This window comes from Massilia sp. HP4, from assembly GCF_005222695.1.
GTDB lineage: Bacteria > Pseudomonadota > Gammaproteobacteria > Burkholderiales > Burkholderiaceae_D > Telluria.
Genome location: NZ_STGG01000048.1, coordinates 238,708 through 259,014 on the forward strand (window position 1 = coordinate 238,708; position 20,307 = coordinate 259,014).

The 20,307-nt window shown below is 63.1% G+C and carries 18 protein-coding genes and 2 tRNA genes; 6 read left to right on the forward strand and 14 right to left on the reverse strand.

The window, feature by feature from the left end; all coding sequences use genetic code 11:
- Positions 1-6 precede the first annotated feature (6 nt).
- The 8 genes from E8M83_RS18840 to E8M83_RS18875 all read right to left on the reverse strand — a co-directional run bounded on the left by E8M83_RS18840 (position 7) and on the right by E8M83_RS18875 (position 8,999).
- Entirely contained in the window at positions 7-1,719 is a 1,713-nt protein-coding gene (locus tag E8M83_RS18840) for a DUF2235 domain-containing protein (RefSeq protein ID WP_137174886.1), read from the reverse strand.
- 5 nt (positions 1,720-1,724) lie between these two features.
- The gene (locus tag E8M83_RS18845) at positions 1,725-2,102 is read right to left on the reverse strand and encodes a hypothetical protein (protein WP_137174887.1); all 378 of its coding nucleotides are present in this window, start codon (positions 2,100-2,102) and stop codon (positions 1,725-1,727) included.
- Positions 2,099-2,848 carry a DUF3304 domain-containing protein gene (locus E8M83_RS18850; RefSeq protein WP_137174888.1) on the reverse strand — a complete coding sequence of 250 codons (750 nt, stop codon included), beginning with the start codon at positions 2,846-2,848 and terminating at the stop codon, positions 2,099-2,101. The genes E8M83_RS18845 and E8M83_RS18850 overlap by 4 nt, the downstream gene beginning before the upstream one ends.
- A complete protein-coding gene (locus tag E8M83_RS18855; protein WP_137174889.1) occupies positions 2,845-3,675 on the reverse strand; it encodes a DUF4123 domain-containing protein in 831 nt (276 codons plus the stop codon). The genes E8M83_RS18850 and E8M83_RS18855 overlap by 4 nt, the downstream gene beginning before the upstream one ends.
- 1 nt (position 3,676) lies before the next feature.
- The gene (locus E8M83_RS18860) at positions 3,677-6,499 is read right to left on the reverse strand and encodes a type VI secretion system Vgr family protein (RefSeq protein ID WP_137174890.1); all 2,823 of its coding nucleotides are present in this window, start codon (positions 6,497-6,499) and stop codon (positions 3,677-3,679) included.
- 81 nt (positions 6,500-6,580) lie between these two features.
- On the reverse strand, positions 6,581-7,087 hold the full coding sequence (locus E8M83_RS18865) for a cupin domain-containing protein (protein ID WP_137174942.1): 507 nt from the start codon (positions 7,085-7,087) through the stop codon (positions 6,581-6,583).
- 29 nt (positions 7,088-7,116) lie between these two features.
- The gene (locus tag E8M83_RS18870) at positions 7,117-7,986 is read right to left on the reverse strand and encodes a pirin family protein (protein ID WP_137174891.1); all 870 of its coding nucleotides are present in this window, start codon (positions 7,984-7,986) and stop codon (positions 7,117-7,119) included.
- A gap of 146 nt (positions 7,987-8,132) precedes the next feature.
- Positions 8,133-8,999, reverse strand: coding sequence for a LysR family transcriptional regulator (locus E8M83_RS18875; RefSeq protein WP_137174892.1), 867 nt, complete (start codon positions 8,997-8,999; stop codon positions 8,133-8,135).
- A gap of 135 nt (positions 9,000-9,134) precedes the next feature.
- On the opposite strand from E8M83_RS18875, the gene E8M83_RS18880 reads away from it, so the two are divergent.
- The gene (locus E8M83_RS18880; RefSeq protein ID WP_137174893.1) at positions 9,135-9,881 is read left to right on the forward strand and encodes a glucose 1-dehydrogenase; all 747 of its coding nucleotides are present in this window, start codon (positions 9,135-9,137) and stop codon (positions 9,879-9,881) included.
- Positions 9,882-9,901: 20 nt separating this feature from the next.
- On the opposite strand, the gene ybaL is transcribed toward E8M83_RS18880, so the two are convergent.
- Entirely contained in the window at positions 9,902-11,611 is a 1,710-nt protein-coding gene (gene ybaL / locus E8M83_RS18885) for a YbaL family putative K(+) efflux transporter (protein WP_137174894.1), read from the reverse strand.
- Between the two features lie 84 nt (positions 11,612-11,695).
- On the opposite strand from ybaL, the gene E8M83_RS18890 reads away from it, so the two are divergent.
- From E8M83_RS18890 to E8M83_RS18905, 5 genes are all read left to right on the forward strand, one after another.
- Positions 11,696-12,877, forward strand: coding sequence for a lipid-transfer protein (locus E8M83_RS18890; protein WP_137174895.1), 1,182 nt, complete (start codon positions 11,696-11,698; stop codon positions 12,875-12,877).
- A 59-nt stretch (positions 12,878-12,936) separates the two neighbouring features.
- The gene (locus tag E8M83_RS18895) at positions 12,937-14,205 is read left to right on the forward strand and encodes a DUF445 domain-containing protein (RefSeq protein WP_137174896.1); all 1,269 of its coding nucleotides are present in this window, start codon (positions 12,937-12,939) and stop codon (positions 14,203-14,205) included.
- A 10-nt stretch (positions 14,206-14,215) separates the two neighbouring features.
- Entirely contained in the window at positions 14,216-14,548 is a 333-nt protein-coding gene (locus tag E8M83_RS18900; protein ID WP_137174897.1) for a putative signal transducing protein, read from the forward strand.
- A gap of 85 nt (positions 14,549-14,633) precedes the next feature.
- Entirely contained in the window at positions 14,634-14,792 is a 159-nt protein-coding gene (locus tag E8M83_RS25995) for a hypothetical protein (RefSeq protein WP_170976858.1), read from the forward strand.
- A 313-nt stretch (positions 14,793-15,105) separates the two neighbouring features.
- Positions 15,106-15,873: a hypothetical protein gene (locus tag E8M83_RS18905; RefSeq protein ID WP_137174898.1), complete on the forward strand. Its 768-nt coding sequence runs from the start codon at positions 15,106-15,108 to the stop codon at positions 15,871-15,873.
- Positions 15,874-15,919: 46 nt separating this feature from the next.
- On the opposite strand, the gene E8M83_RS18910 is transcribed toward E8M83_RS18905, so the two are convergent.
- The 5 genes from E8M83_RS18910 to E8M83_RS18930 form a co-directional block, all read right to left on the reverse strand.
- A tRNA-Met gene (locus tag E8M83_RS18910) sits at positions 15,920-15,996 on the reverse strand.
- A 64-nt stretch (positions 15,997-16,060) separates the two neighbouring features.
- Positions 16,061-16,137: transfer RNA gene (locus tag E8M83_RS18915), tRNA-Met, on the reverse strand.
- An 81-nt stretch (positions 16,138-16,218) separates the two neighbouring features.
- The gene (gene miaA / locus E8M83_RS18920) at positions 16,219-17,172 is read right to left on the reverse strand and encodes a tRNA (adenosine(37)-N6)-dimethylallyltransferase MiaA (protein WP_137174899.1); all 954 of its coding nucleotides are present in this window, start codon (positions 17,170-17,172) and stop codon (positions 16,219-16,221) included.
- Positions 17,172-19,103 carry a DNA mismatch repair endonuclease MutL gene (gene mutL / locus E8M83_RS18925; protein ID WP_137174900.1) on the reverse strand — a complete coding sequence of 644 codons (1,932 nt, stop codon included), beginning with the start codon at positions 19,101-19,103 and terminating at the stop codon, positions 17,172-17,174. The genes miaA and mutL overlap by 1 nt, the downstream gene beginning before the upstream one ends.
- 57 nt (positions 19,104-19,160) lie before the next feature.
- Positions 19,161-20,090, reverse strand: coding sequence for a peptidylprolyl isomerase (locus tag E8M83_RS18930; protein ID WP_137174901.1), 930 nt, complete (start codon positions 20,088-20,090; stop codon positions 19,161-19,163).
- Positions 20,091-20,307 lie beyond the last annotated feature (217 nt).

Consider the following 20,307-nt stretch of genomic DNA (forward strand, 5'->3'; position numbering starts at 1 on the left):
CCAGCATCATGCGCGCGTAGCGACATCGGAACTCCCGGATGCTGGCGTGTCGATCCCGGACAGCAGGACTGAATCGTGGCCGCCATAGATTTTCCTGAAACGTAGGTAGCCTGCACCGGCGAGCCACCCTATACGGGTATCCCACGGTTCGCGTCCAGCAGTAGCCATGCGTGGAATCTTCTTCGTTTTCTTGTATTCATCGACGGCCTCTCTCTGCGCCGGGCTCAGGCGATCCGATGCGGCCTCGTAATCCGACTTTCCGGTTGCCGTCGATAGCGCGACTTTCGCCTGCCCCAGCTCACGTCGGGCCTGCCATCCCTGCAATTGCTCGTGTGCCAGTTTTTCGCTGTCTGGGTTCCCTGGCACTAATTTGAACCAGGCGCGCGAGTCGTGGACATAATTGTCGAAAAAGTTCACGATGCAGGGAGGGAGAGAAAACTCATCCTTCCACCATGTCGCGATCTGGAGCCATTCAGCTTCGTGATCATTGCCAAACCCAGGTTGTTGCGACTTGAAGATGGTGCTGACCGCCTTGTTGCGCTTCCAATCGACGAACTTCTTGATCTCGTCTTCGAATTCGAGAGACGCGCTGTACAGGTCGTTTTTGTCGAAGTTGGATGCCCTTGCAAAACTGTCGCTGGATTGCAAAGGGTGTTTGCCACTGATGCGGCGCCAGACGCGCCATTCGATGTACTTGCGTGCTTGCTCGCGCATGATCTCATGGAGTGGGCCGTTCTTGACTTGGCACGATGCAATGTACGCATTGAAGTCCACTATGGTCTTTTTCGTTAATGCGAAGCGATCTTGTGCTTCTTGACCGGCGAGTTCGAGTTTCAGTGGCACGCCGGTCAACCGTGCTGTCTTGTACATCAGGATGAGAGAGATTCTTGCGAGCATGTCATCTCCATTGGGATGGATTCCTCGTCCCTGTTCGCCAGGGCAGTATCCGCAACCGATATCGGAGTGGACGCCTGGCATGACGATTTCTTGGTGTCCAAATACTAGATTTCCGCCTACCGATATCGAATCCACAGGAAAACTGCGCCTTATTTCGTGCGCGGCGACGATATGCAGGCATCGAACATCGTGAGGAATACGCAGGCTATTTTCGATATCCGCCCACGCGCCATGCCCTGTTGTGCCACCCAGCGTATTTCCCACGCCGATGGCTGCGACGGTGTCGAACAAGCCGAGAAAATCGAACTGGACAGGAAACCCGCCGAGCGACATGCCGCCTGCTGCGCCGACTAACTGCGCGTCAAGTTTGCACACGGACTGCAGCCAATTGGTGAAAGCACGTGCCTGGGTTGCGCCGCGCGAGAACCCGAAGATCGAGATGTAAATCGTCTTAACCGTGGCAGGTGCGATCTTTACGGGGCGTCCCGTTGTTCGATCAGGCCAGTGCTGGGCGACGGATTTGTGTAAACGTTGAAGCAACTGCTCGAACACAATTCTTGCGCTGCTATGGGCTGCCGGAGTAAATCCGGTCCGGCCTGCCTTCAACGTCAATCGAGGTTTTTCGCCCGTCATTGCCCTGCGTGTCCATTTGTTCAGGGTGACGCGCTCGAACATTTTGTCCATCTCTGATTGAGGTACCAGCGGAGTTCCCAAGAAGTATCGATGAATGTTATTGATAGCCTGGATCAGAGACCACAGGATTCGCCGCTCGCCCATTCGGCCGCTTGCGCCTCCAGTTCGTTCGTCCAGCCAGTCGGCCATGTCACCTACCTGCTCGAAAGGGGAAGAGACGCCAGGCGCATACACTTTGAAGAAGTGCTGATAAAGCTCCGGGTTTTTTTCCAGTCGGTGTAGGGTGGCAAGACACCTGGCACGCTACGGCCGGGATAGCAGTCATAGAGGCGAGCTATATTGGAGTAATTGTTTCCTTCTTCAGCCTGGATATAGTTATTTTTGGTGCCATCAAAGAAAAATCCGAAGAATAGATTTGTCGTGCAACGCTCTTTTGCGTCGCATATGCGAGGGTTTTCTCTAGCTGCATAGTTTAGAGTGATTTTTTCGCGGTCATCGATGCTGAAAAATTTATCAAAATTAACAGCATTGGTATATTTTTCGTCGACTCCATCGATTAGTCGCATAGTCACGGTTTCGCCTCCATAACATTCTGCAGCCTTTGCTTGCTATGTTTCAAGCCTGCGGCGTAACGAGTTCTGAGTTTTGTCAAATATGTGGGATCGTTAGGGCCAGAGAATTCAGTTAACGATGTAGGGTCGTTTTTCTTTGCATAGTCCCAAGCTTCGCTAACACGTCGTTCAGGTTCATCCTCAAGTTCTCTCAGAAGGGATTGGTATAATTCAACGCCGTGGGCCTCATGTCGTCGATACAATTCCCATCGCTCGCGTCTATATTCAATCGAGGGGATTGGCCAGCCCTTAACGGAGCCTGGCCACTTGGGATGATCAGGCTCGTAATCGCTCGAAACCACTTCTATCCTGCCGTCACTGTGGCGTAGAACCCATATCTCCCCGGGTTCTCCGTCAGCATATTTGGGAACTTCAGCCTCGACGACTTCCTTTATTTGACGCGAAGTCCCACGAGGCGGTCTCTTAGGCCAGTGCTTCGCATGAATTTTTAACTTCAGGCCAGGCTCCCATTTACGCGGCAATACGGCGCAACAACCGATGCCGCCGGCGCCGAACGGATCGATCAATCCGCTGCCGCCACTGATTCTTTCCGGGTTCTCTGGATCCTTGAGGTGGAAGCTGAACGTCTCGGCGGTATGATTTACGCCGTGCAGATTCACGCCGACAGTCTTTTCTTCGCGCGAGTAAAAATAAACCGCCGTTGAAATAATCGCCAGCACGATCAGGAATCGCTTGTTACCACTCATCGCGTTACCGCCCTTTCAATCCGATCGGCACGTGCCGCTTGCCAGCTGGCAAACCTGACCACGGAAGTCGAAGCGGTTTCTGCCTGTCCCTCCCGCCATAGGAATTCGCACCAGTCCAGCATCGCCTGCTCCGTCAATCGCTCTTTTTCTGCCACCTGTAGTGCCAGCGACAGCACCTCAAACCCCTGCAACGCCGGCGCCAGTGGTCCCATGTGACGCTGCATGAACAGCGCTAGCATTTCGTCGATACGACTGTCCTCCACCAGCAAGCCGAACTGCCGCGCATCCAGTGACGGAGACGCCGCAAGGTCCGCATCGGCGCCATCGAGCCGAATCTCTTGCCAGGCCCCGTCGCGCGCGATACAGGCCCAGCTCGTGGCAGGGCCAAGGAGCTGCGCACGCTGCCCTTGATCCAACACATGGACGATCGCAGGAATCCTTCGCGTATCGGCAAAGCGCAAATGAAACCGCTGTCCTTCAGCTTCGATGACGGTCCATGCCGCCATCCTCGCGGCAAGCTGTCTCACATCCTCGTGCGTCTGGATCACGCTGACCATGGGCCAGCCGCTGCAACGGTGCAGCATTCGTTGGACAGTTGAATCCTCCAGATCGAATGGCGTCACGAACGACGACAAGTCCAACGCTTCGTCGCTACACCCCGGAAGCGAGGAAAACAACATGCCTTTCCGATCTGGGTGAATGCCCCGATGCAGCCCAGGAACGAAGGCCCCGTCGATCAGCAAATGCAGCTGCTGTCCTGTCGGCAGTTCCCGTGCACGGACGCATAACCCGTCCATCCACCCAGCCTTGAACGGTTCGATCAGCATCTCATTCCACCATGGTGAACGCCGGCCCCGCAGCCAGCGATTTCTTCAGGCATTCGAGGCAGATACTGCGCGGCAGGGCCGGCATCGGGTATGCCATTTTCTCCGGCCCCAACAGGCTTTTCTTGCCCGCGTGGATCACCAATTTCCCCGGACACTGCACGACGATGTTCCCACCATCGATGGTGATATTGGCGCCGCCCGCCACACTCACGCTGATGCTTTTGGCCGCCACCCAGTCGATATGCGCGTTGGCGCTGACCACATCGACCTCATCCCGCGCCTGTACGGTCACACCATCGAACTGCGCCTGGACATCGATGACATCCTGCGCCGCGATCAACTGCAAACCGGGCTGGCCGGCTTCAATATTCACCGCGCCGCCGAGCGTGCCGATCGCCTGGCCGGCATGTAGCCGCATTGCTGCGCCGGAAATGCATTGCGTGTCTTCTCCACTGACGAGCGAGAAGGTTTCTCCATTGGCGAACTGCAGACTTTGTCCCGCGTCGACGCCAAGTCCATTCGCGGAGGCGACTGCGATCAATGGATCGGACATATGCGGCAAGGTTTCTGACCCGGATTGATCGAGGTCAGGATTGTCGCCCGAGCCTGCCAGGACAGCGTGCATGGCGCGCAAGGGCGGAGCATCACTATCGAGCACGCTGGTACCGGCCTTCATCGCACCAGCGTGCGCCGCCAGCCCCACCGTCTCATGCGCCACTGTCGCACCGTGCAGCGCCCCCACCATCGTCAACACCTGTTCCAGCAAGCCGACGCCGGCATCGTTGGCGCCAGCCGGGTCGCGCGCCGTCGTTCCATGTGCAATCGGAAAGCTCGACACCAGCAGCCCGGCGCCTGCCCGCACCGCCCCATAGGCATCGGTACGCAACTCCGCCCCCAGCCCACGAAAACTGCCGCGATAATTGTCGACAGAGTGGATCAAATGCCCAAGATTGAGTTCGCTCGCAGCATGCGTGCACTTGAGCTGCACGCGGCCCTGCGCATCCGTATCATCGAACAGCAACTGGCTGTAGCCACTGCCACCGAATTCCTTGCTGCGGATGCCCCATTGCGCCGCGCCATTGCGGTGGCCCGCGCTGTCGGCGGACGCCCCATGCCACACCGGGCTGTTGCCACCAGCCAGGTTGCCCTGGCCGGAGCGCGCCTGGTCGTTTGCCCGTTCAAAGGGAGAGGGGCCGGCATGCGCATCGCGCCGCCCGCCAGGCGTCGGGGCGATGCCGCCTTCGCCTTGCCCGTTGTAGAGCGCTCCAACGATGACCGGGCGGTCGATATCGTTTTCCAGGAATTGAACGAGTACTTCTTGCCCGATGCGCGGCAGGAACTGGCACCCCATTCCGCTGCCAGCCGAGCGTTGCGCCACCCGCACCCAGCAGCTCGCATTGCCCTGGTCCTGCCAGTGAAACCGTATCCGCACGCGCCCGAGCCGATCGCAATACAACTCATCCGCACCGTTGGGGCGATCGCTGCCATCCGCGCCGACCACGATCGCGCTTTGCGTACCATGTGCAGTCGGCTTCGCGTGAGTTCGTCCCTCGCTTCCAGCCAGTTGCGGACGCCAGGGTACCTCTGCAGGAATGGCCTCGAAGAAGTTGGCATAGCCGGTAAGACGCGCCTGCTCGATCGCCATGCCGAGTTCGTCCGATCCGCGGCGCGCCATGTCTTGCAGCAGTTCGGGAACAGGACCGAACAGCTCGGCCAGCGCGTGCTGTGCCGAAGGCGGCATATTGTTGATTCCCAGGCTGTCGACGCGCAGGACGGTGAATGCGGCACGGTGAGCCAATCGCTGCAGCGGCACGCCGCTGATGGTCAAGCGTGTCCCGGCGCGCAACGTGCGCACCGTGGAGCGCCCTTGCCACTGCTGTCCGCGTGCTTCGATCCCCTGCATGTGCAGGTCGGCATAGCGCCTTGCCTGATCGCCATTGGCGTAGGCATACTGTCCCGGAATGTCGTATATCTCCAGTTCAGGAAGGTTATCGTTGCGAACAAAGGATGGGGAGTTGCCGCTGACGCTGCGTTTCGACTTGTAGTTCGGGCTGAGCAGCGTGGTGAGCGATGCATGCAGGCGCTGCTCGGATACCAGGGCTTGCACGGAGTCGGATTGCTCGACTGAGCTCGCTCCGTGGTAGCGAATGTCGGCACCGGATGTGTTGCTCGCATCCGCTGGCACGCCGCTGGGCTGGGTGCTATCGGCAAACAGCACCAATCCATGTCCCGTTGCGTCCTGTTCGACCCGCCAGCCAAGGCCTTCCTCGGCCAGCAAGCGACGAACGAAATCGAGATCCGTTTCCCGGTACTGGCAGCAATAGCTGCGCGGTAGCGTACCGGCCATGAATGCATTGACTTCACCGCTCCAGCGCCAGCGTGCAGAAGGTAAGTATGCCGAGAACACCGCATCGACGATGTCGATCACGCGCTTGTCCTGCCACACGCGGCAGTTGCGCACATGGCCCAGGCTCCAGAGCCAGCATGAAACCCGGATGCGGTAGCGCGCTAGGCCGCCATCGCTGCCCAACTGCGCGACCTCGCTGATCTCGCCGGACAAGGGGGACCGCGTGCCATCTGCCAGGCTGAGTTCGAGCTTGGCCGCTTGCCCCAGCAACGATTGCGGATGGATAAACGCGCTGGTAGACAGTGCGATCACGTCGCAGCTGCCCACTTCCTGTATCGCATCCGTGGCGAAGAACGCCTCGACCAGCAGATCGCGCCGCAGCGCGCGGCCTTCACCAATGGTCAGATCGAGCAACCTGCTGGCGCCCGAGTACTCGGCCAAGGTGGACGTGATCTGTTCCCTTGCTGTCGTGGGCATGTCGGAATGTGCTCCAGATAAACTTATCTGGAACACGATATCGGCCCGCCGATATCTAGCTATTGCGCTACGTCATTACAGTCAGCGTGAGTGGCTCAAGCGTGCAATCAATTCCGCATGCTCGGGCCAATGCTGCGCGAGAAAGCCCTGATCTCCCATCTCGAATTCTTCGAACTCGAAGCCTGGCGCGACCGTACAACCTGCCAGTCCAAAGCCTTCAGGATCTTCGCATTCAGCAGCAAACCAGCGTCCAGCAGGAACCAGTACCTGGAAATGCGTGCCCGCATGCCGCAAGGGATTGCCAAGTCTGAGCACGCTGAGTCCGCCATTCGGTTCCAGGACGTAGATTCGAAGCGGCACACCCTCATAAAAATGCCACATCTCATCCGCTTGAATGCGGTGCCAGGCCGACCTCTCCCTTCCGCGGAGAAGGTAGTAGATCGCAGTGGATGCAGAATAAGCGACCGCGCTGCCGGCCTTGCCCACGCGATGTTGACTTCGGTAGGTTTCCTTGAAGTGGCCTCCTTCCGGATGAGGTATGAGCGACAGGAGGGAGATCAGATCTTCTGCATTGGTTTCAAGAGTCATGGCAGGTAGTGATGTTATCGTTTCTGCTTTCACGCGTTGCCCGCATGGGCAAGCGGCCGCATCGTCCCGGCATGAGGGAATTTACCATGACGAAAAGCGGCATAATAGCCGGCCAGTTCCTGGCTGGATCCCGCAATGAACGGCCCTTTCGCCACCACCTGGATATGCTGCGGCTGGCCGGCGTATAACAGCAGGCGCGCGCCATGTTCACCCGCGCGCAAGGCCAGCAGGCTGTCGCCGTCGCCCACGGGCCCGGTCCAGCCCACCGCACCCGTGCCCAATGGCGCGGCCGTGGCGCCGGCCTGTGCCTCGCCGTCGATGCCCACCACGAAGGCGTTATAGGATGCGGGCAGATGCGATGCAAAGGAAGCGCCCGGCGCCAGGCGGATATCGACCAGGGTCACCGGAACCGCATTCAGCGTCGGCGCCGTCGCGGCGCCCGAGGTGCCGCTGTAGACCGTCGCCACCACGCCAGGCGCGGTGTGCACCGGCATCGCGGCGCGGCGCAGGACCTGTACCCGCGGCGGCATATTACGCTGCGCCTCGGGCAGGATCAGCCAGAGCTGGAACAGGCGCATGCCGGTCGAGACCACGGTGTTCTCGGCGTGGACGATACCGCTGCCGGCAGTCATCCATTCGACATCGCCTTCTTCAAGCCGCCCACCGGTATCCTCCATCGTGCCATTGAGCATGAAAGTCACGGTCTCGAGCCCCGCATGGGGATGGGCGCCGCCAAACCCGCCGCCTTCCGTAATATTGTCATCGGCCATCAAGAAAAACGGATCGGTCGCAGCCAGGTCGCCGGGCGGTATCACCAGGGCGGCCTTGTGCCGCTCGCCGTCGAAGCCCGGGCCCAGTGGCGGGATGGCGGTGACACGGTCGATCGATCGTTCGAGCATTAGGCTATTCCTTTACATGGTTCAGGGCGGCCCACGATGGGCGACACCGCAGCAGTCTCCTGCCCATTATTCCGCCTTGGCGGCAGGCGATCTAGCCGTGTGCCGGGGAACCCTGTGTCGCTCGAGGCGGAACCCTCCACCGGGCCTTATTGACGCTGTGCCGGATGCGGCAGCATCCCATCGGCAATATCCAGCATCGCCCGCAGCCGATCCATATGCCGCAGGTCGTGGTGGTAGCCCACCCAGATATCCCGGTTCGGCGGCTGATCGGGCATGTCGATCCGCTGCAATCCGGCGACCGCATCGCCAAGCGGCCTTGGCAACACCGCAATGCCCATGCCGTGCAGGCACATTTGTGCCTGGACGGCCCGGCTGGTGCTGGTGAAGACGCGCCGTGACGATGGAAACCTGTCGAGCAGCCAGGCCACATCGGGAAAGTGCGACTGCGCCGTATTCATGAGGATCAGCCCCACCGACGCCGGGTCGTCCTGCATCGCAGATGCGGTCGCGGCCGAGCCATACAGACCGTAGGAAATGCTCATCAGCCGGCGCTGGACGATGTCCGGTTCGCTGAAAGGGACGAGGCGAAACGCTACATCGGCCTCGCGGCGTGACAGGTTCAGCAACCGGTAGCTGGCGATCACCTCCGGCACGACGGCCGGATGGCGGCGCGTCAATTCGGCCAGCACGGGCGCCAGCACATAGCCGGCAAACCACTCGGCCGACGATATCCGCAAGATGCCCTCGAGGCGTTCGTCGTTGCCCGCCAGCCGCCTTTCCATGGCCAGCGCCGAGTTTTCCATGGATTCCGCCAGCGCCAGTACGGCGTCCCCGGCATCGGTGAGCACCAGCCCATCGCTGGTCCTGCGCAGCAGCGGCTGCTGCGCCTCCTGTTCGAGCGCCTTGATGCGGCGGCCCACGGTCGGATGGCTCACACCCAGGGTCCGGGCTGCTTCGCCAAACGATCCGCCGCGTACTACCGCCAGGAAGATGCGGACGTCACTCCATTCCATATCGTCTGTGTCCGTTCAAAAATGTACGTCAAAGATACATGAATGGCAGTTCACGGACAACTTTGTACGCGGCATCATGGACGCTTTCACTGCGCTGGTCCATGCCGGGCCAGCCTCATCCGGGATTCTCAAGACATGAACAAGCTCAAAGACAAGGTCGCCATCGTGACGGGCGCATCCAAAGGTATCGGCGCCGGCATTGCCCGCCAGCTCGCAGCCGATGGCGCAAAGGTAGTCGTCAATTACGCATCGAGCAAGGCAGGCGCCGACGAGGTCGTCGCCAGCATCGAAGCCGCTGGCGGGACAGCCGTGGCGGTGGGCGCCGACGTCACCATCAAGGAGGAAGTCGAAGCGCTGGTCGGGGCGGCAATCGACCGGTTCGGGCGGCTGGACATCGTGGTCAACAACTCCGGCATCTACCAGTTCGCCAGGATCGAAGAGACCACCGAAGAACGCTATCGCAAGCAGTTCGACATCAACGTCCTCGGTCCGCTGCTGGTCGTTGGCGCCGCCGCGCCGTACCTGGGCGCGGGCGCCAGCATCATCAACATCAGTTCCAACGTCACGCACGTGCATCCGGCCGAAAGCGCGATCTACACCGGCACCAAGGGCGCGATCGACGCCATCACCGGCGTGCTCGCGCGCGAACTCGGCCCGCGTGGCATCCGCGTCAACGCCGTGAGCCCCGGCCTGATCGAGACCGAAGGCACCCACACTGCCGGGGCGATGGGATCCGACTTCCAGACCTGGAACGAAGCCCAGACCCCGCTCGGCCGCGTCGGCCAGGTGCAGGACATCGCGCCGATCGTCTCCTATCTCGCGTCAAGCGACGCCGGCTGGGTGACGGGCGAGATCATCCTGGGCTCGGGCGGCATGCGCTGAGAGGCCAGCGCCGGGCGTTCTCAGTGCAGCGCCGACTCGTGCGCGCGCAGCGTCTCCAGCACATGCCGCGTCATGCTGCTGGCCAGCTCCTCCTCGCCGACGAACACCCGGCCGCCCGTCTCGGCCCGCAGCAATTCTGCTTCCTGGTCGTTATGCGTGCGTACCACGCAGCGGATCGACGGATTGAGCGCCTTCGCGATCTCGACCATCTTGCGCACGTCGAAGGTATCCGGCGTGGCGATCACCAGCATCGCGGCCTTGTGGATATGCGCCTGGATCAGCACCGCCGGTTCAGCCGCATTGCCCACCACCGCCGGAATGCCGCGCTGGCGCGCCTGCTCGACCAGTTCGCGGTGCTGCTCGGCCAGCACGAAATGGATGCCGCGCGCCGTCAGGACATCAGCGATGCGCCGTCCAACCCGGCCAAAGCCCACCAGCACCACCTGGTTGCTGAGCTTCTCGCGCGAGGTCGTCATCGGCAGTTCGGCCAGCGGGTCGGCCGGGCGTTCCAGCTTGCGCGCCAGGTGCATCAGGTGGTCTTGCTTGCCCAGCCAGCGCTGCGCCGGCTCGATCGACGAGAACACCAGCGGATTGAGCGCGATCGAGATGATGGCCCCGCCAAGTATCAGGTTCTGCCCCAGCTCCGGCAAGAGGCCAAGCTGCATCCCGAGCGCCGCCAGGATGAAAGAAAATTCCCCGATCTGCGCCAGGCTGGCCGACACCGTCAGCGCGGTATTGAGCGGATAGCGCAGCGCCAGCACCAGCACGAAGGCGGCCAGCGACTTGCCGACCACGATCACCAGCACCACGCCCAGCACGTGCAGCGGATTGTCGACCAGGACCATCGGATCGAACAGCATGCCGACCGAGACGAAGAACAGCACCGAGAACGCATCGCGCAGCGGCAGCGATTCCTCGGCCGCGCGGTGGCTCAGCTCCGACTCGCGCAGCACCATGCCGGCGAAGAAGGCGCCCAGCGCGAACGACACGCCGAACAGGCTCGACGACGCATAGGCGATGCCGACCGCCGCTGCGACCACCGACAGCGTGAACAGCTCGCGCGAGGCGGTCCTGGCCACGCGCCACAGAAACCACGGAAACACCTTGCGCCCGACGATCAGCATGAAGGCGATGAAGCCGCCCACCTGCAGCAGGGTCATGCCCAGCGCTGGCCACAGCTCGGCGCCGGCGTCGCCCTTGCCGCCCAGCGGGCCGGCGATCGCCGGCAGCATCACCAGCACCAGCACCATGACCAGGTCTTCGACCACCAGCCAGCCGACCGCGATGCGCCCGTTCATCGAATCGAGCACGCCGCGCGCCTCCAGCGCGCGCAGCAGCACCACGGTGCTGGCCACCGACAGCGCCAGTCCGAACACGATGCCCGCGCCCAGGCTCCAGCCCCACCACCACGACAGCGCCATGCCCATCCCGGTGGCCACGCCGATCTGCAGCAGCGCGCCGGGCAGGGCGATGCGGCGCACGTCGAGCAAATCCTTCAGCGAGAAGTGCAGCCCGACCCCGAACATCAGCAGCATGACCCCGATCTCGGCCAGCTGCGAGGCCAGGCCGATGTCCGCCACGAAGCCCGGCGTGGCCGGCCCGATGAAGACGCCGGCGGCCAGGTAGCCGACCAATGCCGGCAGCTTGAGGCGCACGGCCAGCATGCCGAACATCAGGCCGAAGCCGAGGGCGGCGGCAATCGTGGTGATGAGACTTAATTCATGGTGCATCGTGGAAGGACGCTCTATCAGGTTAGAATTTCTTTAGTATAAGTGAGCAGTATGTACAGGCTGTAAAAACATTGGAGATTACTGATGGGCCGAACCGCATACATCGCCGGCGTGGGCATGATCCCCTTCGCCAAGCCGGGCGCCAGCAGCCCTTATCACGAGATGGGCGCCGCCGCCGTGCGCGCCGCCTTGCAGGACGCCGGCCTGTCCTATGCCGAGGTGCAGCAGGCCTACGCCGGCTATGTCTACGGCGACTCCACCAGCGGCCAGAAGGCGCTGTACGGCGTTGGCATGAGCGGCATCCCGATCGTCAACGTCAACAACAACTGCGCGACCGGTTCGACCGCGCTGTTCCTGGCGCGCCAGGCGATCGAAGGCGGCGCCGCCGACTGCGTGCTGGCGCTGGGCTTCGAGCAGATGAATCCAGGCGCCCTGGGCTCGGTCTTCGGCGACCGGCCGGCGCCATTCGACGCCTTCGATGCCGTCACCGACCGCCTGGTCGGCAAGCCCGAGATCCCGCTGGCGCTGCGCTACTTCGGCGGCGCTGGCCTGGCCCATATGGAAAAATACGGCACGCCGTTGAACGCCTTCGCCCGCATCCGCGCCAAGGCCAGCCGCCACGCGCTGAACAATCCGCTGGCGCTGCTGCGCAAGAAGCTGAGCGAACAGGACGTGCTCGACGCGCCCGCGATCTGGCCCGGCGTGATGACCCGCCTGATGGCGTGTCCGCCGACTTGCGGTGCGGCCGCCGCGCTGCTGGTGTCGGACGACTTCGCGCGCCGCCACGGCCTGCGCCGCGACGTCCACATCGCCGCCCAGGCGATGACGACCGACCGCCCCGGCACCTTCGACAGCGACGATATGATGCGCCTGGTCGGCTACGACATGAGCCGCGCGGCCGCCCACCAGGTCTACGAGCAGGCCGGCATCGGTCCCGACGATCTCGACGTGGTCGAGCTGCACGACTGCTTTGCCCACAATGAGCTGATCAGCTATGAGGCGCTGGGCCTGTGCCCGGAGGGCGGTGCCGACCGTTTCATCCGCGAGGGCGACAACACTTATGGCGGCAAGGTCGTCACCAATCCATCCGGCGGCCTGCTGTCGAAAGGCCACCCGCTGGGTGCCACGGGTCTTGCCCAATGCTTCGAGCTGACCCACCAGCTGCGCGGCAGCGCCGGCGCGCGCCAGGTCGAGGGCGCACGCATCGGCCTGCAGCACAACCTGGGCATCGGCGGGGCCTGCGTCGTGACCTTGTACCGCAACTAGCGTCACCGGCGCAGGAAGTGCGATAGCATTGGCATATTGTCATTGCCGAGCTAATGCGCATGGAAAAACAGGATGAACTGCGCCGTTCCAAACGAATCGCCCTCGGCTTCTTCGTGGGCGCGGCAGCGCTGTTTGTACTCAGCCTGCTGTTGCCGTACACCTGGTGGACCGGCCTGCTGCGCGCCTTTTCCGAGGCCGCCATGGTCGGCGCGCTGGCCGACTGGTTTGCCGTCGTCGCCTTGTTCCGGCGCGTGCCGATCCCCTTCGTCTCGCGCCACACCGCCATCATCCCCAGCAACAAGGACAAGATCGCCGACAACCTGGCGCTGTTCGTGCGCGAAAAATTCCTCGACACCGATTCGATCGTGGGCCTGATCCGGCGCCACGATCCGGTGCAGAAGGTGGCCGAGTGGCTGGTCAAGCCGGCCAATACCGAGTTGATGGGCGCCCACCTGGTGCGCGCCGCCACCTTCATGCTCGACTTTATCGAAGACGCGGCGGTGCAGAACTTCATCCGTCGCGGCGTGCACACGATGGTGAAAAGCGTCGACCTGTCCCGGTCGAGCGGCGCCATCCTCGAGAGCCTGACCCGCGGCAGGCGCCACCAGGAACTGCTCGATGAAGGCATCCGCCAACTGGCGCAGCTGCTCGACAACGCCGATACGCAGGACTACATCGCCCAGGGCATCGTCGAATGGCTCAAGGAAGATTACGCCTTCATCGAGAAGATGCTGCCGTCGGACCTCATCGGCCGCAAGGGCGCCGATATCGCGGCGCGCCTCGCCGCCGGCGTATTGAACAAGGTCGCGGCCGATCCCGAGCACCCGCTGCGCCATCGCTTCGACGACTACGTGGCCGGCTTCATCGAGCGCCTGAAGGGCGATCCGGCCTTCCTCGCCAAGGCGGATGACGTCAAGCGCTACCTGCTCGAAGACGAGACCCTCAACGGCTATCTCGGTTCGCTGTGGGCCGAGCTGAAGGCCTGGCTCAAGCGCGACCTGGAAAGCGACGACTCCAACCTGCGCCGCCGCATCGTCGCCATGGGCGCCTGGATCGGCAAGGTGCTGAGCGAAGACCCGGCATTGCGCCAGTCGCTGCACGACAACCTGGAAGCCGCCGCGCGCGGCGTGGCGCCCGAATTTGCGGGCTTCCTGACGCGCCACATCGCCGACACCGTCAAGCAGTGGGATGACCGCGAGATGTCGGCGCAGATCGAACTCAATATCGGCAAGGACCTGCAATACATCCGCATCAACGGCACCATCGTGGGCGGCATGATCGGCGTGACCTTGTACCTGCTGTCCCATTTGCCCGATCTACTCAACTGAAGGACCCACCATGCACACGCTCGCACTGAACGACTGGCTGGCCGCCCACCCCGAGGTCGAGCGCATTCCCGAACGCGACCTGTACGTGGTGGCGCGCTACATGATCCCGATCGACGCCAACCTGGCCCAGGGTTGCCTCGAGGCGTCCGGCATCCCGGCCATGCTGGCCGATGCGCATTTGATGCAGACCGACCTGCTGCTGGCGCCGGCGCTGGGCGGGGTACGCCTGCTGGTCGATGCGCAGCACGTGCAGCATGCTTATTCGGTGCTCGAAGCGCTGGCGCGCGGCGACTATGCGCTGGATGAACATGCGCCGGACGGCGAGTGGAGCAAGGCTGGGTAGGCTGCGCGCGAGCGTTGGGTGGCGCACCAAGCGATGGTAGCCAGCGGCGTAGGCTATGGTTTCGTGCATCGACAGGAGAACCATCATGCCCCAAGGCGATAAATCGTCGTACACCGACAAGCAGAAGCGACAGGCCGAGCACATCGAAAAAGGCTATGAAAAGAAGGGCGTCGGCAAGAAGGAAGCAGAGCGCCGCGCCTGGGCCACCGAGAACAAGATCTCGGGCGGCGGCAAGAAGCACTGACGCGCGCGGCTCAGGCAGGGCAGGCGCCCGGTGCCAGTGGGCACAGACCAGGCCCGCGCGCAAAGCCCGCAGCCGGCCATGGTGCGACCTTGCTGATCCTGGGATTCACCGTCATGGAACTAGTGTTTGGCGTCGCGCCGCTGCCGCCGACGCGCCTTGTCTCGTCCAGGCCGCGTGGCATTCGCCACGCATAATGTCGGGGCGGCTCGATCCCTAATCGTCATGGAACGATATTGCTACCGTATGATCGATGTTCCAATATAACCATCGCTAACCCATGAAACTCACGCCAGCCACACGCACTGCAGCCATCATGCTGCTCATCTTTCTTGTCTGGCTGATTGCATATCCGGTGGCGCGAACTCTGCCGGATGCAACCTTTAACGATCCGTTCGAAAAGGTGTTCAACGGCCTGAATGTGTTGTTCACGGCGCTGGCCTTCGGCGGCGTGGTCATCGGCCTGCTGCTCCAGGTCGAGCAGACCGGGGAGGCAAGGCGCGAAGAGATCGAACGCTCGATCTTCGAGCTCTTCCAAGCCTTTACCAGTCTCGAATTCCAGCACGTGAAGGACAGTTCGTTCCGAGCCCTGCTCGCGGCAGTGAAGGATCGCGACTATGCGCAATTCCTGGCCAGCCGCCTGTTCGTGGTCGAACAGCTTGCGCTGCCTGCCGGCTCGCTGGGCATATTACGAGAGCTCCACGATGCAAAGCGCGGCATGTCGGACGAGGAACTTGTTCATGCAGATCGCGCGGATCGGCTCATGCTCGACAATATGCTGAATTTCTTCGCCATGCTGGCCCAACGTAAATCTTCGGCCACCGTGATCAAACACTGCGATTTCGCCTACGACTGGTGGCGTCCCGTCCTGTGGATGCTCGGCCAGTTGCAGCAGGAGCGCTACCAGGCATCGCCGCAGATTCAGACGTACTGCAAGAATCAGCTAATCACGGTGACGCTCGTGGCACTGGACCAGGTATATGGGCACACGCCGCTCGGTACGCGCGAGGAAGTCTGGGATTATGTGACGACCCATCCGAAGCTGCTGGCCTTTGGATTGGACCCGCGGTTCGCGCAACGCTGAAACAACAACGGCCCGGTTCGCGAGAACCGGGCCGTCGTGCGTAGCATGGTGGTGATAGGTGGACTTGAACCACCGACCCCAGCATTATGAGTGCTGTGCTCTAACCAGCTGAGCTATATCACCTGAAACTGACAAAAGCAAAAATGGCTTGACTCGTTGGAGAGCCAAGCCATTCGCTTGGAATTCTTGGTGGTGATAGGTGGACTTGAACCACCGACCCCAGCATTATGAGTGCTGTGCTCTAACCAGCTGAGCTATATCACCGCAACGACCAATATTATCGGGCGCGGCCGGGTGCGTGTCAAGATCGCGGCGTGTTTCGCGCCGAAAAATGTCGCATCGATGTCATTTACTTAACGTGGCCAGGTGGGCCAGCATCGCGCCCGCCGGATCGGCCCCGAGACAATCGATCACGATCCGGTCCGGCATCGCGCGCAGCCAAGTGATCTGGCGCTTGGCCAGTTGGCGGGTGGCGATGATGCCCAGTTCACGCAGCTCGGCGCGATTGATATTGCCGTCCAGGTAATCCCAGGCCTGGCGATAACCGACGCAGCGGATCGATGGCAGCGAGGGCGAAAGGTCGCCGCGCGCGCGCAGGCGCGCCACTTCCGCCACCAGTCCTTCGTCATCGCGATCGCCCAGCATCTGGTCGAAGCGCAGCGCGATGCGCTTGTGCAGCACGGCGCGGTCCTCGGTTTCGAGGCCGAACGACACCAGCTCGAACGGCAGCGCGGGCTTGGCGCGGCGCGCCAGCAGGGCCGACATCGGCTGGCCCGACAGTTCGAAAATCTCCAGCGCGCGGTTGATGCGCTGGGCGTCGTTCGGCGCCAGGCGGGCCGCGGTGATCGGGTCGACCGCGCGCAGTTTCTCGTGCATGCCGGGCCAGCCGATGCGCGCGGCCTCTTCTTCGATCGCGGCGCGCACGTTCGCATCGGCCGTCGGCAAATCATCCAGGCCGTCGACCAGGCCCTTGAAATACATCATTGTGCCGCCCACCAGCAGCGGCAGCTTGCCGCGCGCCGTGATGTCGGCCACCAGGCGGATGGTGTCGTTGCGGAACTGCGCCACCGAATACGCTTCGAGCGGATCGAGGATGTCGATCAGGTGATGCGGCACGGCGGCCAGTTCGGACGGCAGGGGCTTGGCGGTGCCGATGTCCATGCCGCGGTAGACCAGGGCCGAATCGACCGAGATGATTTCGCACGGCGTCGCGTGCGCGATGCGCAGGGCGCTGGCGGTCTTGCCGGACGCGGTCGGGCCCATGATGGCCACGGCCATTGGCTTTTTCACTTGAGTCATCACTGGCCGCGCAAGAACAGTTTGTCGAGCGCGGAGATCTCGAGCTGGACCCAGGTCGGGCGGCCGTGGTTGCACTGGTCGGCGCGTTCGGTGCTTTCCATCTGGCGCAGCAGCGCATTCATCTCGGGCACGGCCAGGATGCGGTTGGCGCGCACCGCGGTGTGGCAGGCGAGGGTGCCGAGCAATTCGTTGCGGCGCTCGATCAGCACGCGCGAGCCGCCGTATTCGCGCACGTCGCGCAGCACGTCGCGCGCCAGCGTTTGCGCGTCGGCGTTCTTGAGCAGGGTCGGCACGCTGCGCACTGCCAGGGTGGTCGGCGACAAGGCTGCGATGTCGAAGCCCAGCGCCTTCAGGGTGTCCTGGTGCTCGGTTGCGGTCGCGACTTCGACCGCGTCGGCATAGAAGGTCACCGGGATCAGCATCGACTGCACCTGCATTTCCTGGCCTTGCGCCTGGGCGTCGAGGGCGTTCTTGATCTGCTCGTACAGGATGCGTTCGTGGGCCGCGTGCATGTCGACCAGCACCAGGCCGCGCGTGTTCTGGGCCAGGATGTAGATGCCGTGCAGCTGGGCCAGCGCGAAGCCGAGCGGGAAGTCGTCGTTCGACAGCGGGCGGTCGGAGGCCGACAGCGGCACGTCCATCGGGCCGGACGAAGGCGCCGACACCGTGGTCGCCGCATCCGACTTGAACAGCGCGCCGTACGCCTCGGTACGCTGCGCCACGCCGCCGCTCGTCGAAGGATCATCCCATCGGCTGCCAGCCGGGTAGGGCGATGGCGAGAAGGTCGACAGTTGCGCGCCGAACGAGGTCTGCTCGTGCGGCCGCATCTGCGGCGTGGATGGCGATTGCGACAACTGCCACAACGGCGTGCCGCTCGCCCGCACCTCGGCCGCCGTGACCGGCGCCGGCACGCTGCCATGCGCGGTGGCCGAGGTCTGGGCCAGCGTGCGCTGCACCGCATGGAACACGAACTGGTGCACCGCACGGCTGTCGCGGAAGCGCACTTCGATCTTCGACGGGTGGACGTTGACGTCGACCAGCGCCGGATCGAGATCCAGCGACAGCACGTAGGAGGGGTAGCGGTCGCCGTGCAGCACATCCTGGTAGGCAGCGCGCACCGCGTGCAGCAATACCTTGTCGCGCACGAAGCGCCCGTTCACGTAGAAGAACTGGCCGTCGGCGCGCGCCTTCGAGGCCGTCGGCAGGCCGATGTAGCCGTGCAGGTGCAGCGGGCCGGCCGCTTCGTCCAGTTCGAGCCGCGCCTCGGCGAAATCGCTGCCCAGGATGTGGGCGCTGCGCTTGGCCGCCTCGCTCACGTTCCAGTGGTCGATCGTGCGGCCGTTGTGCGACAGGCTGAAGGCGACGTCGGGGCGCGCCAGCGCGATGCGGCGCACGACCTCGGCGCAGTGGCCGTATTCGGTCTGCTCGGATTTCAGGAATTTGCGGCGCGCCGGGGTGTTGAAATACAGGTCTTGCACGTCGATCGTGGTGCCGAAGGCGCCGGACGACGGCGCCACCGTGCCTTCGTGCGAGCCGACGATTTCGTAGGCATGGGCGGCATCCGGCGTGCGCGAGGTGATGCGCACCGAGGCCACCGAGGCGATCGAGGCCAGCGCCTCGCCGCGAAAGCCCAGGGTGCCCACGTTCTCGAGGTCGTGCAGCGACGAGATCTTGGACGTCGCATGGCGCGCCAGCGCCAGCGGCAGCTGCTCCGGCGCGATGCCGCGGCCATTGTCGGTGATGGCGATGCGCTTGACGCCGCCTTCTTCCAGGCGCACGGTGATCTGGGTCGCGCCCGCGTCGAGCGCGTTTTCCAGCAGTTCCTTGACGACGGCCGATGGCCGCTCGACCACTTCGCCGGCGGCGATCTGCGAGATGAGCTGGTCGGGTAGCTGCTGGATGGGACGGTGGGTCGGGGCTTGGGCATTCATGCCCCGATTATATCGCGCAGTCACGGTCTGCAATCGGGCCGCTGGATCGTCAGCGGCTCATTGCTGCTCGCGCACGGGAATCGGCACATTGCACAGGTCGATCGCGCCGGCCGCGACCTTGGTCCACGGGCCGCCGCGGTTGCGCTGGGCCTCGATCACGGCCTGGAAGGCGGCGCTTTCGGTGCGCATCACCTCGAGCTTGCTGCGTTCAGGCAGCGGCACATCGGCCGCCAGCCGCACGCTGGCGATCGGCGTGCGTTGCCCGGCCTTGTCGTAGAAGCCGGCCGCCGCCGTCCCGCGCGGCATCACGGTCAGGAGCGGCATGCCGGCCACGATGCGGCCGACCACGGTGATATTGCGGTCCAGGTGGCGCGGCGCGTGGCCGATCACGGTGTACAGCTGCGAGCCGTTGCCGGTATCGGACCCTTCGTCGCGCGCCACGCCGACCATTGCATAGCAGTGCGGCAGCCAGGTCTGTCCGGCTTTCGGATCGCGCGCGACCGGGAAGCCATTCACGTGGCCGACCTGCGGCGCGTAGACGTCGCGTTCCTTCAGCAGCGTGAACTGGCCGGTGCCCTTGACCGGCACGGTGAATTCGGCGTCCACCGTCTTGGCGGCCTTGAACGGGCGCGGCGTTTCTTCGTCCGGATCGCCCCACTGCACCACGAAGCCATCTTGCGCGCGCATGATCCACAAGCCATCGAAATAGCGCTCGCGCACCAGTGCGCGGATATTGGCGGCGGCCTTCGGGGCGAAGCTCGGGGCCAGCTCCAGGACGACGCGGCCGGTAGGCAGTTCCAGGTACAGCGTGTTCTCGGGATCGAGGGGCCGCCAGTCGCCCGGCTTGGAGGCCTTGACCACATCCGCCACTGAAGGCTTGGGCGGCAATTCCTTGGCAGGCTTGGCCGGGGCCGCACTGGCACCATTGGCAAACAGGGCCAGCAGCGCGGCGCCGATGGTTGCGTGGATCGTGGTCGCTGCCTTCATGGGGTTCTCCGTTTGAATTGTGTGTATCAGGCAATTGTAGTCGAGCACGGACGCTCCGCGATCTTTACGAGCATGGCGGGCGCCTGCGGCTCGATAGTTGACAATTGGTGTAAATAAGCTGGCAAAAGGCGCACATTCAGCGTCTTTTGTTGCTGCAGCGCACTCAAGTTAGCTGCGCCGGGTCCGATAAGCATAGGGTAAGCACATTATCTGGAAC